Annotated in this window: 12 protein-coding genes; 10 read left to right on the top strand and 2 right to left on the bottom strand. The window is 71.6% G+C overall.

The window, feature by feature from the left end:
- Positions 1 to 14: 14 nt before the first annotated feature.
- The 5 genes from IMZ11_RS21070 (at position 15) to IMZ11_RS21050 (ending at position 7,843) form a co-directional block, all read left to right on the top strand.
- Complete coding sequence (locus IMZ11_RS21070; protein ID WP_228644035.1) at positions 15 to 3,056, top strand: AfsR/SARP family transcriptional regulator; 3,042 nt, start codon at positions 15 to 17, stop codon at positions 3,054 to 3,056.
- Between the two features lie 84 nt (positions 3,057 to 3,140).
- Positions 3,141 to 5,906 (top strand): cation-transporting P-type ATPase, encoded by a 2,766-nt coding sequence (locus tag IMZ11_RS21065; protein WP_228644033.1) that lies wholly within the window; start codon positions 3,141 to 3,143, stop codon positions 5,904 to 5,906.
- A gap of 171 nt (positions 5,907 to 6,077) precedes the next feature.
- A complete protein-coding gene (locus tag IMZ11_RS21060) occupies positions 6,078 to 6,260 on the top strand; it encodes a hypothetical protein (protein ID WP_228644031.1) in 183 nt (60 codons plus the stop codon).
- A complete protein-coding gene (locus IMZ11_RS21055) occupies positions 6,260 to 6,889 on the top strand; it encodes a hypothetical protein (protein ID WP_228644029.1) in 630 nt (209 codons plus the stop codon). The genes IMZ11_RS21060 and IMZ11_RS21055 overlap by 1 nt, the downstream gene beginning before the upstream one ends.
- Positions 6,890 to 7,027: 138 nt before the next feature.
- On the top strand, positions 7,028 to 7,843 hold the full coding sequence (locus IMZ11_RS21050) for an SAM-dependent methyltransferase (RefSeq protein WP_228644027.1): 816 nt from the start codon (positions 7,028 to 7,030) through the stop codon (positions 7,841 to 7,843).
- A gap of 159 nt (positions 7,844 to 8,002) precedes the next feature.
- On the opposite strand, the gene IMZ11_RS21045 is transcribed toward IMZ11_RS21050, so the two are convergent.
- Both IMZ11_RS21045 and IMZ11_RS21040 read right to left on the bottom strand, forming a co-directional pair.
- A complete protein-coding gene (locus IMZ11_RS21045) occupies positions 8,003 to 8,878 on the bottom strand; it encodes a D-alanyl-D-alanine carboxypeptidase family protein (RefSeq protein WP_228644024.1) in 876 nt (291 codons plus the stop codon).
- A gap of 156 nt (positions 8,879 to 9,034) precedes the next feature.
- Complete coding sequence (locus IMZ11_RS21040; RefSeq protein ID WP_061257837.1) at positions 9,035 to 9,244, bottom strand: heavy-metal-associated domain-containing protein; 210 nt, start codon at positions 9,242 to 9,244, stop codon at positions 9,035 to 9,037.
- A 297-nt stretch (positions 9,245 to 9,541) separates the two neighbouring features.
- Between IMZ11_RS21040 and IMZ11_RS21035 the strand changes: the two genes are divergently transcribed.
- The 5 genes from IMZ11_RS21035 to IMZ11_RS21015 all read left to right on the top strand — a co-directional run bounded on the left by IMZ11_RS21035 (position 9,542) and on the right by IMZ11_RS21015 (position 13,070).
- On the top strand, positions 9,542 to 9,769 hold the full coding sequence (locus IMZ11_RS21035) for a heavy-metal-associated domain-containing protein (protein ID WP_228644022.1): 228 nt from the start codon (positions 9,542 to 9,544) through the stop codon (positions 9,767 to 9,769).
- A gap of 171 nt (positions 9,770 to 9,940) precedes the next feature.
- Positions 9,941 to 11,371 (top strand): MFS transporter, encoded by a 1,431-nt coding sequence (locus IMZ11_RS21030; protein WP_228644020.1) that lies wholly within the window; start codon positions 9,941 to 9,943, stop codon positions 11,369 to 11,371.
- Positions 11,372 to 11,485: 114 nt separating this feature from the next.
- Positions 11,486 to 11,767, top strand: a complete 282-nt coding sequence (locus IMZ11_RS21025; RefSeq protein WP_061257840.1) for a metal-sensitive transcriptional regulator — start codon at positions 11,486 to 11,488, stop codon at positions 11,765 to 11,767.
- 80 nt (positions 11,768 to 11,847) lie between these two features.
- A complete protein-coding gene (locus IMZ11_RS21020; protein ID WP_061257841.1) occupies positions 11,848 to 12,057 on the top strand; it encodes a heavy-metal-associated domain-containing protein in 210 nt (69 codons plus the stop codon).
- The gene (locus IMZ11_RS21015) at positions 12,057 to 13,070 is read left to right on the top strand and encodes a hypothetical protein (protein ID WP_228644122.1); all 1,014 of its coding nucleotides are present in this window, start codon (positions 12,057 to 12,059) and stop codon (positions 13,068 to 13,070) included. Before IMZ11_RS21020 ends, IMZ11_RS21015 begins: the two co-directional genes overlap by 1 nt.
- Positions 13,071 to 13,095: the final 25 nt, after the last annotated feature.

Raw genomic sequence — 13,095 nt, 5'->3', positions numbered from 1 at the left:
AGGAGCAGGCGGTCATGACGGTTGATCAGCCCACGCACAGAGTCCTCGGCTCGCTGGACGTCCGAATATCGGGGCGGCCCCTCCGGATCGGTGGTCCGAAACCGCGGATGCTGCTCGCCACGTTGCTGCTCGACGCCAACCGGACGGTCAGCACGGAGCTGCTCGTCGAGGTGCTGTGGCCCAGGACCCGTCCCCGTTCGGCCGTCGCGAACCTGCGCACCTACGCGAGCGCGCTCCGCACCGCACTCGGCCCGGCCGGCACCGGCATCCAGACCAGGCCCGGTGGCTACGCCGTCGAGGTGGCACCGGACGACCTCGACGTCCTGATCTTCGAAGAGCTGGTCGAGCGAGCCGGGCGGGACCCGGCGGGCGCGGGTTCCCACCTGCGCCGCGCGCTCGCGCTGTGGCGTGGCGCCCCCCTTTCCGACCTGCCCGGCAGCCCGCTGTGGGACCGCCGCATCGAGCGGATCTCCGGGGTACGGCTCCGCGCCGCGGAGGAACTGGTCGCGGTGCGCCTGGCCGCGCGGGAGTACCCGGCCGCGATCGCCGAGTTACGCGGCCTGCTCGCGGAGCATCCGTTCCGGGAGGACCTCTGGCAGCGGCTCATGCTCGCGCTGCACTGGGGCGGCAGGCAGGCCGAGGCGCTGCGTTGCTACGGAGAGATCCGGCGGCGGCTCGTCGCCGAGCTCGGTGTCGAACCGGGCCCGGAACTGCGGCGGGTCCACCTCGCCATCCTGTCCGGAGACGCCACCGCACTGCCCGAGGGCGCCACCGCACTGCCCGAGGGCGCCACCGCACTGCCCAAGAGCGCCACCGCACTGTCCGGGAGCACGGTCGCCTCGCCAGGGGAGGCGGGTGTCGAGACGAGGGAGACGCCCGTAGCCGTTCGGCATGTCGTTCCCGCGCCGCGCCAGCTTCCCCCGGACGTTCCGGACTTCACCGGGCGCGCGGAAGCCGTCGCCGCGCTCCTGGACGTGCTGGCGCTCGCGGCCCCGACTCCGTCCGCGCGCCCAACCCCGCCGTCGGCCGTGCCCGCACCCGGGTCTCTGACCGGGCCACCGTCGAGGGTTCCGAGCGGGCCTCCGGTGATCGCCGTGATCGTCGGGCCTCCAGGCGTGGGCAAGTCGGCGCTCGCGGTCCACTGCGCGCAGGCCGTACGGGAACGGTTCCCGCACGGGCAGCTCTACCTGTGCCTCGGCGGGGTGTCCGGCGCCCCCGCCGAACCCGCCGACCTGCTCGCCGAGGCGCTGCGGGCGCTCGGGATCGCCGGGGCCGCCCTGCCGTACGGCGTGCACGAGCGGGCGGCGCTCTACCGGTCGTTGCTGGCCGAGCGTCCCATGCTCGTGCTGCTCGACGACGCCGCCGGTGGTGCCCAGCTCCGGCACCTGCTGCCCGGCAGCGGCTCGGCCGTGCTCGTGACGAGCAGGCGGCGGATCACCGAGATCCCCGGCGCGGCTCTGGTGGAGCTGGACCCGCTGCCGCGACCCGAAGCGGTGGAGCTGCTCGGCAGGATCGCCGGCGCCGACCGGGTCGGCGCCGAACCGGAGTCGGCCGCCGCCATCGCACGGGCCTGCGGGTACCTGCCCCTGGCCATCAGAATCGCCGGAGCGCGGTTGGTGGGGCGGCCGGGATGGACGCTGCGCGTCCTCGAAGAGCGGCTGGCGGACGAGTCCACCCGCCTTGGCGAGCTGCGGGCGGGCGACCTGGAGGTACGGGAGAGCCTCGGACGGAGCTACCGCCTGCTGTCCGCCGACGCCGCACGGGCGCTCCGGGCGCTCGGGACGCTCGGCTCGCACCCGCTCCCCGCGTGGGTGGTGGACGCGGTGCTCGACCGGCACCGCGCGGACGATGTGATGGACGTCCTCATCGACGAGAACCTGCTGCGACAGGTCGGCACCGACACGCTCGGACAGCCCCGATACCGGCTGCACGACCTCGTCCGCTGCGACGCCGGGGAACGCGCGGCACGTGATCCCGATCCCCACGCCCTGGCCCGCGTCGTCGGTGCCTGGCTGGTGGCGGCGGAACAGGCCACCGCGGGGCTGCCCACCACCGTCTTCAGCGTCACGTCCACGGCGGCGACGCGCTGGACTCCGGCCGTCGACACACTCGCGCGGCTCGCGGAGAGCCCGCTCTCCTGGTTCGACCAGGAACGGGACACCCTCGCGCGGGCGGTGGAGTCGGCGGCCGGAGCCGGGCTGGCCGGGTCGGCCTGGGGCCTCGCGGCGGCCCTTGTGCCGTTCTTCGACCTGCGCTGCCATCTCGGCATGTGGCAGCGCACGCACCACGCGGCCCTCGACGCCGCCCGCGCGGCCGGAGACCGGCACGGCGAGGCGGCCATGCTCCGCGGCCTCGCGCAGGTGTGCCTCTACCAGGACCGCTACCGCGAGTCGGGGGAGATGTTCCGGCGCTCCCGCGCCATGTTCCGGCAGGTGGGTGACACCAGAGGCGAGGCGATCTCCATCTGCGGGCTGGGCGCGGTGACCCAGTTCCGCGACGATCACGCCACCGCGTTCCGCTATTTCCGGCGGGCCCTCGCGATGTTCCTCGGGCTGGAGGACCGGCAGGGCGAGGCGTACGCCCGGCAGGCGATCGGCCGTGTCTGGCTGAAGTCGGGCGACCTCGCGCAGGCGGCGGAATGGCTGGACGGCGCGCTGCGGCTGGCCAGGGACATGGGCGACGCCCATCGCGAGGGATGCGTCTCCATGCAGGTCGGACGTCTGCACGACCTGGCCGCGGACGCCGAGGCGGCGATGCGTTTCCAGGGGCGGGCGCTGGACATCTTCGAGAGCCTCGGCGACCGGCACTGCGGGGCCTACGCGATGCAGGGGATCGGCGGCCTCCAGGCGGCGCGCGGCGACCTCCGGCCCGCCTTCGTCCAGCTCGAACGCTCGTTGACGATCTTCCAGCAACTCGGCGACCTGAGCGGCGCCGCCGCCAGCACCCAGATGCTCGGCGAGTTGCACCGATCCGCGGGGCGTACCGGCCTGGCCAGGGACTACCTGGACCGGGCCGTCGGCCTGCGCCGCGGCCTCCGCGCCGGAGCGGGCGCGTAGCGGAAGGCCGCCGGCGCGGGTAGTGGTCGAAGGTAGGGCCGCATGGCCCTGGTCGGCAGCAGCCGGACGAAGTGGGGTTGGACCATGAGGTCATCCGTATCGCGGCCGTCGCCGCCGTCGTCGTCGCGGGCCGCTTCGCCGTCGTCCGCCGCCGCGTCCCACGGCCTCGCGGCCCACGAGGTCGTCCTGATGATGGACACCGACCCGCTGCACGGGCTGGACGACGACGAGGCGCGACGCCGGCTGGCGAGGTTCGGCCCCAACGTGCTGCCCGCCTCGGCGCGCGACAACACGCTGATGCGGATGCTGCGCCAGTTCCACCACCCGCTGATCTACATCCTGCTCGCCTCGGGTGTGATCACGGCCGTGCTGGGCGAGTTCGTCGACTCCGCAGTGATCTTCGGGGTCGTGCTGATCAACGCCGTCGTGGGCTTCGTCCAGGAATCCAGAGCGGAGGCCGCGCTCGACGCCCTGCGGTCGATGGTCCGTACCGAGGCCAGGGCGGTACGCGGCGGGCATGTGCGGCCGCTGCCCTCGGAGGAACTCGTCCCCGGAGATCTCGTCCTCGTCGAGGCGGGGGACAAGGCGCCCGCCGACCTTCGGCTGGTCCGGTCGTCGGAGTTACGGGTCGACGAGTCCGCGCTCACCGGAGAGTCCGCCCCGGTGAGCAAGGACGAGGTCGTCCTGTCCGTGGCGACGCCCGTGGCCGACCGGCGGAACATGGTCTACTCCGGGACGCTGGTCACAGCCGGCACCGGGGCGGGCGTCGCGGTGGCGACCGGCGCGCGGACCGAGCTCGGCGAGATCCACCGGCTGGTCGGCTCGGCGGAGCTGCTGGCCACGCCGTTGACCGAGAAGCTCGCCCGGTTCAGCAAGGTGCTCACCGTGGCCATCCTGGCGCTGGCGGCGGTGACCTTCGTCATCGGCCTGATCAGGGGCGAGGGCGTGGTCCCGATGTTCACCGCGGCGGTCGCCCTCGCGGTGGGCGCGATCCCCGAGGGGCTGCCCGCCGCCGTCACCATCACGCTGGCCATCGGGGTGGCCCGGATGGCGCGCAGGCGGGCGGTCATCCGGCGGCTGCCCGCGGTGGAGACGCTGGGCGGCACCACGGTCATCTGCTCCGACAAGACCGGCACGCTGACCGAGAACCAGATGACGGTCCGCGCGCTGTGGACGCCCGAGGGCGATCGCTACGACGTCACCGGTTCCGGCTACGCCCCCGAGGGCGAGATACGCGAGCCCGGCGGCGCCGTGGTCACATCGCCCACGAGCGGGGCGTTGCGGTGGTGCCTGCTGGCCGGCGCCGCGTGCAACGACGCGACGCTCGCCCGGCAGGACGGGCGGTGGACGCTCACCGGCGATCCCACGGAGGGCGCGATGCTGGTGGCCGCCGCCAAGGCCGGCCTGGACCGGGACGCGCTCGCGGACGCCTACCCGCGCGTGGCGGCCATTCCGTTCAGTTCGGAACGGCAGTACATGGCCACCCTCCACCGGGCGCGCGGCGGCGACCACGTCGTCCTGCTCAAGGGGGCGGTGGAACGGGCGCTCGACCTGTGCGACACGTGGATGGACGCCGACGGCGGTGTCCGGCCGCTGGACGGCGACGCCGTGCTCCGGGCCGCGGACGAGCTGGCCGCCGGTGGCCTCCGGGTGCTCGCCACCGCCGTGCGCTTCGACGCCGAGCCCGCTCGGCGCGGGGAACCCGAGGAACTCGACGAGCGGGGCCTGCGGGGAACGATGGTGCTGACCGGCCTGCAGGCCATGCTCGATCCGCCGCGCGCCGCCGCGGCCCGGGCCGTGCGGGCCTGCCATGCCGCCGGCATCGAGGTCAAAATGATCACGGGGGACCACGCGGCCACGGCCACGGCGGTCGCGAGGGGGATCGGCCTGCTCGGCGACCACAGCGACCATGAGGTGCTGACCGGGGCCCAGCTCGCCGGGCTGCCCGAGGAGGAGTACCCGGGCGCGGTCGAGCGGGCCCGGGTCTTCGCCCGGGTCTCACCCGAGCAGAAGCTCCGGCTGGTCGACGCGCTGCAGTCCCACGGCCAGGTGGTCGCGATGACCGGCGACGGCGTCAACGACGCCCCCGCGCTGCGGCAGGCGAACATCGGCGTCGCCATGGGCAGGAACGGCACCGAGGTCGCCAAGGAGGCCGCCGACATGGTGCTCACCGACGACGACTTCGCCACCATCGAGGCGGCCGTCGAGGAAGGACGCGGCGTCTTCGACAACCTCACCAAGTTCATCGTCTGGACGCTGCCGACGAACATGGCCGAGGGCCTGGTCATCCTGGTGGCCATCCTGTTCGGCGCGGCGCTGCCGATCCTGCCCACGCAGATCCTCTGGATCAACATGACGACCGCGGTGGCGCTGGGCCTGATGCTCGCCTTCGAACCGAAGGAGGAGGGGATCATGGGCCGCCCGCCGCGGGACCCCGCGCGGCCGCTGCTCACCGGCTCCCTCGTCGCCCGCGTCCTGCTGGTCTCCACGCTGCTCGTCGGCGGATCCTGGTGGTTGTTCCAATGGGAGCTCGCGAACGGCGCCGGCGAGGCCGTGGCGCGTACCGCCGCGGTGAACCTGTTCGTCATGGTCGAGCTGTTCTACCTGTTCAGCTGCCGCTCGCTCACCCGCTCCATGTGGCACGTCGGCCTGTTCAGCAACCACTGGATCATCGGCGGGGTGACGGTCCAGATGGCCGGCCAGCTCGCCCTCACCTACCTGCCGGTCATGAACCGCCTCTTCCACACCGCCCCGATCGGCCTCCCGGTCTGGTCGCGGATCATCGGCATCAGCGCGCTGGCCTCGCTCGTCGTCGCCGTCGACAAGCGTGTACGCCGCCGGATCATGTGATCCGCGGGCGCCTGGTCGTCGCGGCGTCCATGTGACCGCGGCGCACCGGGAGGAGCCCGCGCCAGACCCGTCGCCACACCCGGCCAGGGAGCGGCCCGACGCGCGCCTCCTGATCTCCGAATTGTCGGCACCGGCCACTAGGGTCGGCGGATCCGGCAACGATGATCACCGATGATCAGGAGGACCGGCATGGGCCGGACGACGCCCCCTCGCCCCGTGGATCTGACCGCCGTGTTCTCCGAGCTGGAGGGCCACGCGCGCACCGCCACGCGGTTGCACCCCCGTCCCGGCGTTCCGGATGTCAGGAGCAGTTCGGTCGGGGGACCCCTGCTGTGGCCCGCCGACGAGGCTTGATGGCGGTCGCGCAGTTGTTCGCCCGGGACGTGCCCGAACTCGCCTGCCCGGAGGGGGCGGATCTGCTGCAGGTGCTGTGGTGCCCCGTCGATCACGAGATGGGCTGCCCCCGCGTCCTGTTGAAGTGGCGTCGCTCGGCCGATGTGGTGGACGTCATCGCCGAGCAGCCCGAGCCGCCGGTGATGGAATACGGCGAGTACCTGCCCGAGCCATGCGTGCTCCATCCCGAGCGCGTGGTCGAGTACCAGTACGCCGACCTGCTTCCCCACGCTCTGCAAGAGCGGATCGAGGCGTGGGAGGAGATCGGCGAGCACAGCTACCAGGATCTTTCCATCGCGGACGGATGGAAGGCGGGCGGGTGGGCGTCGTGGCACCTCACCGATCCCTATCCGATGGTCTGTGACTGCGGCGAGGACATGCGGCTGCTGCTGAGGGTGGCCAGCTCCGAAGGACGGCGACGCCGTGTGGCGGCCCGTCGAGGACGAGCCCACGGGCACGGAGCCGCGCTATCCGAGGGCGGACGAGCCGACGATGATCGTGATCGGGCGGGGGTACAGTCTTTGGATCTTCATCTGTCCCCGGTCGTACGACCATCCTCATCAGCTGAGCATGCGGTGAACGCCGGGTGACGGGGCTCCGGGGGAGTGGGTGACCGAAGATTCTTCCGGGGCCTCGCCGGCCTTGACGAAGGATCATCACAAAATCCGTACATAGATCCTCAAGGCCGATATGCCCCCGTAAGATCCGCTCAGACGGAGGGCGAGGGCATGGCTGATCATGACGAGACGGCGCCGGCGGGGATCAACCCGGCGGTTCCCAGCGTGGCACGCATGTACGACTACTACCTTGGCGGCAAGGACAACTACGCGTCCGACCGCGCGGCCGCCGAGAAGATGATCTCCTTGGTGCCGAACATCCGCGAGGTCGCGCGGGCGAACCGCGAGTTCCTCGGCCATGCCGTACGGCTCCTGGCCGAATCGGGGATCAGGCAGTTCCTCGACATCGGCACCGGACTGCCCACGCAGCAGAACGTCCACCAGGTGGCCAGGGAGGCGGCGCCGGGCGCCCGGGTCGTCTACGTCGACAACGACCCGATCGTGCTGATCCACGCGCGGGCGCTGCTCGCGAACAACCGGGACACCGTCGTCGTCCAGGGCGACGTCAACGAGCCGAAGGCGATCCTCGACGACCCCGCGATCAGGGAGAAGATCGACTTCTCCCGGCCGGTCGCCGTGCTGATGCTCGCGATCCTGCACTTCGTCCCGGACGACGAGAGCGCGGCGGCGATCGTCGCGCGGTTCCGCGACGCGATGGCGCCCGGGAGCTATCTGGTCCTCTCCCACGGATACACCGGTGAGATCGGCGGCCGGACCGACCAGGAGGTCCGCGACCTCTACACCACGACCGCCACGGGGTCGGTCAAGCCCAGGGACCACGCCGAGATCGCCGCGTACTTCGACGGCATGGAGCTGCTCGAACCCGGCCTCGTGCCGGTGGACGCCTGGCGTCCGGGCAGGGGGCGGGACGCCGTGGTCGATCTGAGCAGGCCCACCGTGCTCGGAGGCGTCGCCCGGCTCCCCTGAACGCTCGCGGTCGGCGGCGGGCGGAAGGCGGAGGACGAAGCGCGCAGGGCGCCGCCGGGGATCGGGTCGTGTACCGACCCGGTCCCCGGCGACGCCCTCTCTTCGGTGGTGCTCTCCCGAAGACGTTCTAGGATCACGCGGCCCGGTAGAGCGGCGCGGTCACGCCGTTCTGGCCCATTCGATCAGGCTCTGGGCGGTGTCGAACCGCCGGTTGGAGGCGGACTCGCCGAGGATGACACCGATCAGCCGGTGCCCGTCGCGGTCGGCGGCGAAGGTCAGGCAGTAACCCGCGGCCCGGGTGAAACCGGTCTTGACACCGAGCGCGCCCGGTGTGCCAAGCATCTTGTTGGTGTTGGTCCAGGTGTGGGACCGGTGCGCCGCGGTGCGCGGGACGTAGTGGCTCTGGGAGGAGGTGACGGTCCTGAAGGTCGCGTTACGCAGCGCCACCTCAGCGAGCCGCGCCTGGTCCCGCGCGGTGGAGTAGCCGTCGCCGCCGGACATGGGCAGCCCGTCGGCGTTGACGTACTTGGTGTCCTTCATGCCGAGCTGGCGCGCGGTGGCGTTCATCTTGCCGACGAACCCGTCGAGCCCGGGGCCGTACGTGCGGGCCAGCGCGTACGCCGCGTCGGCGCCGGAGGGAAGCATCAGGCCGTACAGCAGGTCCTTGACCGCGACCCGCTCGCCGGGCCGCAGGTCGGCGCTGGTGCCGCCGTTGTCGTCGGCGTGCCGGACGTCGGCGGAGGTGATCGTGACGGTGTCCGTCAGCTTGGCCTCCTTGAGGACGACGAGTGCCGTCATCGACTTGGTGAGGCTGGCCACGGGCATGCGCTCGGTGCCCTGCTTGCTGAGCGCGACCTTGCCGGTCGTGGCGTCGATCAGATACGCCGCGCGCCCATAGGTCGCGGGAGCGTTGTGCGCGGTCTCGGTGACCGGAATCCGTGTCGGAGTGGCCTGCGCGACCGCGGGCGTGGTGAGCCCGGCGGCGAAGGTGAGGAGCGTTGCGCAGACGGAGATTCGAACTTTCCCGTTGAGCATTTCCCCAGGTTGCCATGTGTTTGACAGTGCCTTTGACGAGGATGGGCACTCCGTTGGTAAAAGTTTGCCGCCCTCTAGAACCGCCCGTGGAACCGTCCGTGAACCGCCCGGGGAAACGCCCGTGGGGCGCGCCCTTCGCGAGCGCGCGCCGTTCGTTCAGCTCGCGGCGAGCTCGTAGCCCGCTTCCTCGACGGCGTCCCGTACCAGGGCGTCGTCAAGGGGGCCGTCGCTCGTCACGGTCACCGTGCCGGTCGCGAGCTGAACGTCGACCGCGGTGACGCCGGCGACCCTGCCGATCTCGGACGTCACCGTGCCCACGCAGTGGCCGCAGGTCATGCCGGTGACGGTGTACGTGCTGACGCTCATGTCGCTCCTTCGTCACATACCCCGGGTGGGTAACGATCCAGGGGAAAGATAGTGACGCGGGAAGCGCCACGCAACGATACCCGCCGCCGGTGTGGCGTGATCCACATCGCGCGTTCCCGGAATCCCCGCGGGGAGCGTCCTCCGCGCGGTCACCTCTCTGATCCGCACGGCTTGAGAAACCCCGAGGGGGTATGTTACGTTCACCGCCGAAGAGATACCCCCGGCGGGTATCTGGAAGCGGAGGACCATATGTGCACGGCATGCTCATGCGGTAGCGGAGAAGGCGCCACCACCACCGTGGCGATCGCCGACGACGCCACGCGCGTCTACGCGGTCAACGGCATGACCTGCGGCCACTGCGTCTCGTCGGTCTCCGGCGAGATCGGCAAAATCGCCGGGGTAACCGGCGTGGCCGTCGATCTGCCGACCGGAGCCGTCACCGTCAGCGGGGCGGGCTTCTCCGACGAGGAGATCCGCGCGGCGGTGGAGGAGGCCGGCTACGAGCTGGCCGAGACGTCGGCGTAGCAGAACCACACGGAGCGTCCGGAGACGACCCGGACGATCACCGGGAGACCTCCCGGGACAGAAAGGGGTGGGCGTGCATTGCCGTGCACGCCCACCTGGGGCCGGTCCGACTCGTCATCACACCCAATCCCCGTCTCGCATCCTATGGTGCGAAGAAACCAGGAGACAGGCATGAATGCCGTCAATCCACGCAGGTGGCAGGCACTGATCGTGCTCGCCGCCGCGCAGTTCATGGTCATCATGGACACATCGATCATCGGAGTCGCGCTGCCCGACATGCAGCGCGACCTCGGCTTCTCGCAGGGCGACCTGCAGTGGGTCTTCAACGCGTACGTCATCGCCTTCGGCGGGTTGCTGCTGCTCGGTGGGCGGTTGTCCGACCTGCTCGGCGCGCGCAAGGTGTTCACCGCGGGTTGGGTCGTGCTGATCGCCGGGTCCGTCGTCGCGGCGGTGGCGAGCGGTCCCGCGATCGAGATCACCGGCCGGGCGGTGCAGGGCGTCGGTGGGGCGCTGATCGCGCCCGCCGCGATGACGCTGCTGATGATGCTCTTCGGGCACGACCAGCGCGAGCTGGGCAAGGCCATGGCCCTGTACGGCGCGGCCGCCCCGGCGGGCGGCACGGCGGGCGTGTTCCTCGGCGGAGTCATCACCGAGTACCTGAGCTGGCCGTGGGTGTTCATCGTCTACATCCCGATCGGCCTGGCCACCCTGGCCGCCGTTCCCGGGCTGCTTCCCGCCACTCGGGGCAGGCGCGGATCGGTCGATCTCCTGGGTGCGGCCGCGGTCACCGCGGGCATCGCCCTCGCCGTGTTCGCGATCGTCCGGGCTCCCGAGCAGGGCGTCGGCGCCACCGTGGCCCAGGCCGCCGGTGCCGCGGCACTGCTGGTGCTGTTCCTGGCCGTCCAGCGGACGGTCCGTGAGCCGCTCATGCCGCTGCGGATCTGGCGCACCCCCGGGCTGGCCACCGCGAACCTCGCGATGGCGCTGCTCGGCGCCGCGTGGATCCCGATGTGGTACTTCCTCAACCTCTACCTGCAGCAGGTCCTGGGGTACGGCGCGTTCCCGAGCGGCGCAGCCCTGGTCCCGATGACCGTCGCGATCATGATCTTCATGATCGGCATCACCGCGCGGCTGCTGGGTCGCTTCGGGGCCAAGCCGCTCATCGTGATCGGCCTCCTGGTCCTGGCGGCGGGCGTCGGGGGGCTGTCGCTGGTCCGGCCCGACGGCGCCTTCGTGTCCGACGTGCTGCCCGCTTCGCTGGTCGCGGCGGTCGGCATGTCGCTGGCCTACATCCCGGCCATGATGTCGGCCATGTCCGGCGCGCGGCCGGAGGAGAGCGGTCTCGCCTCGGGCATCGTCAACACCACCTACCAGGTGGGCTCGGCCCTCGGTCTGGTCGTCATGACCGCGATCGCCACCTCGCGGGGCGCGGCCGAGCTGGGGAACCTGCCCAGGCTCACCGACGGCTTCCAGGCCGCCTTCGTCGGGGCGGGCGCGGTGGCCGTGCTCGGCGCCGTGCTCAGCTTGCTGCTCATGCGCGGCAGGAAGGCCGCCGCCGCCCAGGAGAGCGGCCGTACCGAGCCGTCGTCGATCGGGGCGTGACCGGGCGCCGGGGCGCGGCGCGTACGGTCGGCGAAGCGCGGATCGCACCCTCCGGAATACCGTAGGGGGGTATGGTGTTATAGTCGGCAGAGCGTGAATGAGAGGGGTGGAGAGATGGCCGGTTACAGTGACACCAAGCAGGAGCACCTCCGGCGGCTGCGCCGGATCGAGGGGCAGGTCCGGGGCCTGCAGCGGATGGTCGAAGAGGACCAGTACTGCATCGACATCCTCACCCAGGTGTCGGCGGCCAGCCGGGCACTGCAGTCCTTCGCCCTGGCCCTGCTGGACGAGCACATGGCCCACTGCGTCGCCGACGCCACGGCGAAGGGCGGCGCGGAGGCGGACGCCAAGATCAAGGAAGCCTCTCAGGCCATCGCCCGGCTCGTCCGATCCTGAACCCCGCGACGCGCGGCTTCTCCTTCCCCATGGACCCCATGGATCCCCAAGAGATCTCGAACCCCACAGGAGTGATCGTTATGACCACCACCACGTACACCGTCACCGGAATGACCTGCGGCCACTGCGTCAGCTCGGTCAAGGAAGAGGTCGGAGAGGTCGCCGGCGTCACGAACGTCGAGGTGGACCTGGCCACCGGCCTGGTGACGGTCGGCAGTGACGGTCCCGTCGACGCGGCCGCGATCGTCGCGGCGGTCGAAGAGGCCGGATACGAAGTGGTGAACCGGTGATGAACACCCCCGCCAAGCTCGGTGCCTACGCCCTCGGACTCGCTGTGGTCTTCGGCGCGACCTTCGGAGTGGGCACCGCCGTGGGCGGCGTCGGCACCCCGCCGGTCGCGAACGAGCACACCGTCCACGGAGCGAACGACGGCGACGCCGGTGACCACAGTGACGCAGGTGATGCCGGCAAGGCGCCCACGGGCTCCACGCAGGTGAACCCGGCCGGTTCCGCGTCTGTCCCAGGAGGGCTCCAAGTGTCCCAGAACGGCTACACCCTCACCCCGCTGACCACGACGGTCGAGCCTGGGGAGACCACGAACTTCAGGTTCACGGTCACCGGGCCCGACGGCAGGCCGGTCACCGCTTACCAGGTGCGGCACGACAAGAAGCTGCACTTCATCCTGGTCTCCAGGGACCTCGCGCAGTTCCGGCACCTGCACCCGGTCGAGGCCGGAGGCGGCGTGTGGTCGGTGCCGCTGACCCTCCCCTCGGCCGGCGCGTACCGGATGTTCGCCGACTTCGCCCCGGACGGCGGCAGCGGCATGACCCTCGGCGCGGACCTGCACGCCGCCGGCGACTACGCGCCGAAGGCCCTCCCGAGCGCCGCCCGTACGGCGACGGTGGACGGATACACGGTCACCCTCGACGGGGACCTCGTCCCAGGCAGGGCGAGCCGGATCACCCTGAAGATCAGCAAGGACGGCGAGCCGGTCACCGACCTCCAGCCCTACCTCGGGGCGTACGGTCACCTGGTGGCGCTGCGCGGCGGCGACCTGGCCTACCTGCACGTGCACCCCGACGGGGAGCCGGGCGACGGCAGGACCCGGCCGGGGCCGGAGATCGTCTTCTACGCGGAGGTCCCCAGCCGCGGCGACTACCGGCTCTTCCTGGACTTCCAGCACAAGGGCGAGGTGCGCACCGCCGACTTCACCGTCCGCGCGGGCGAGGCCCCGGCGTCCGGTGGGCACGACGAGTCCCCGACCCCGTCCCCGTCCGGTGGGCACGGCGAGCACGCGCACTGACGCGGGCGTGACGCGAGAAAGGAGA

The organism is Microtetraspora sp. AC03309 (assembly GCF_020826795.1).
In the GTDB taxonomy this organism is placed as follows: Bacteria; Actinomycetota; Actinomycetes; order Streptosporangiales; family Streptosporangiaceae; genus Microtetraspora; species Microtetraspora glauca.
This window is presented reverse-complemented; position numbering and strand designations above follow the sequence as displayed.

What these genes read in the sequence shown, in the direction of transcription:
- IMZ11_RS21070 (WP_228644035.1), top strand. Translation starts at nt 15, where the DNA reads ATGACGGTTGATCAGCCCACGCACAGAGTCCTCGGCTCGCTGGACGTC.
- IMZ11_RS21065 (WP_228644033.1), top strand. Translation starts at nt 3,141, where the DNA reads ATGAGGTCATCCGTATCGCGGCCGTCGCCGCCGTCGTCGTCGCGGGCC.
- IMZ11_RS21060 (WP_228644031.1), top strand. Translation starts at nt 6,078, where the DNA reads ATGATCAGGAGGACCGGCATGGGCCGGACGACGCCCCCTCGCCCCGTG.
- IMZ11_RS21055 (WP_228644029.1), top strand. Translation starts at nt 6,260, where the DNA reads ATGGCGGTCGCGCAGTTGTTCGCCCGGGACGTGCCCGAACTCGCCTGC.
- IMZ11_RS21050 (WP_228644027.1), top strand. Translation starts at nt 7,028, where the DNA reads ATGGCTGATCATGACGAGACGGCGCCGGCGGGGATCAACCCGGCGGTT.
- IMZ11_RS21045 (WP_228644024.1), bottom strand. Translation starts at nt 8,878, where the DNA reads ATGCTCAACGGGAAAGTTCGAATCTCCGTCTGCGCAACGCTCCTCACC.
- IMZ11_RS21040 (WP_061257837.1), bottom strand. Translation starts at nt 9,244, where the DNA reads ATGAGCGTCAGCACGTACACCGTCACCGGCATGACCTGCGGCCACTGC.
- IMZ11_RS21030 (WP_228644020.1), top strand. Translation starts at nt 9,941, where the DNA reads ATGAATGCCGTCAATCCACGCAGGTGGCAGGCACTGATCGTGCTCGCC.
- IMZ11_RS21025 (WP_061257840.1), top strand. Translation starts at nt 11,486, where the DNA reads ATGGCCGGTTACAGTGACACCAAGCAGGAGCACCTCCGGCGGCTGCGC.
- IMZ11_RS21020 (WP_061257841.1), top strand. Translation starts at nt 11,848, where the DNA reads ATGACCACCACCACGTACACCGTCACCGGAATGACCTGCGGCCACTGC.
- IMZ11_RS21015 (WP_228644122.1), top strand. Translation starts at nt 12,057, where the DNA reads ATGAACACCCCCGCCAAGCTCGGTGCCTACGCCCTCGGACTCGCTGTG.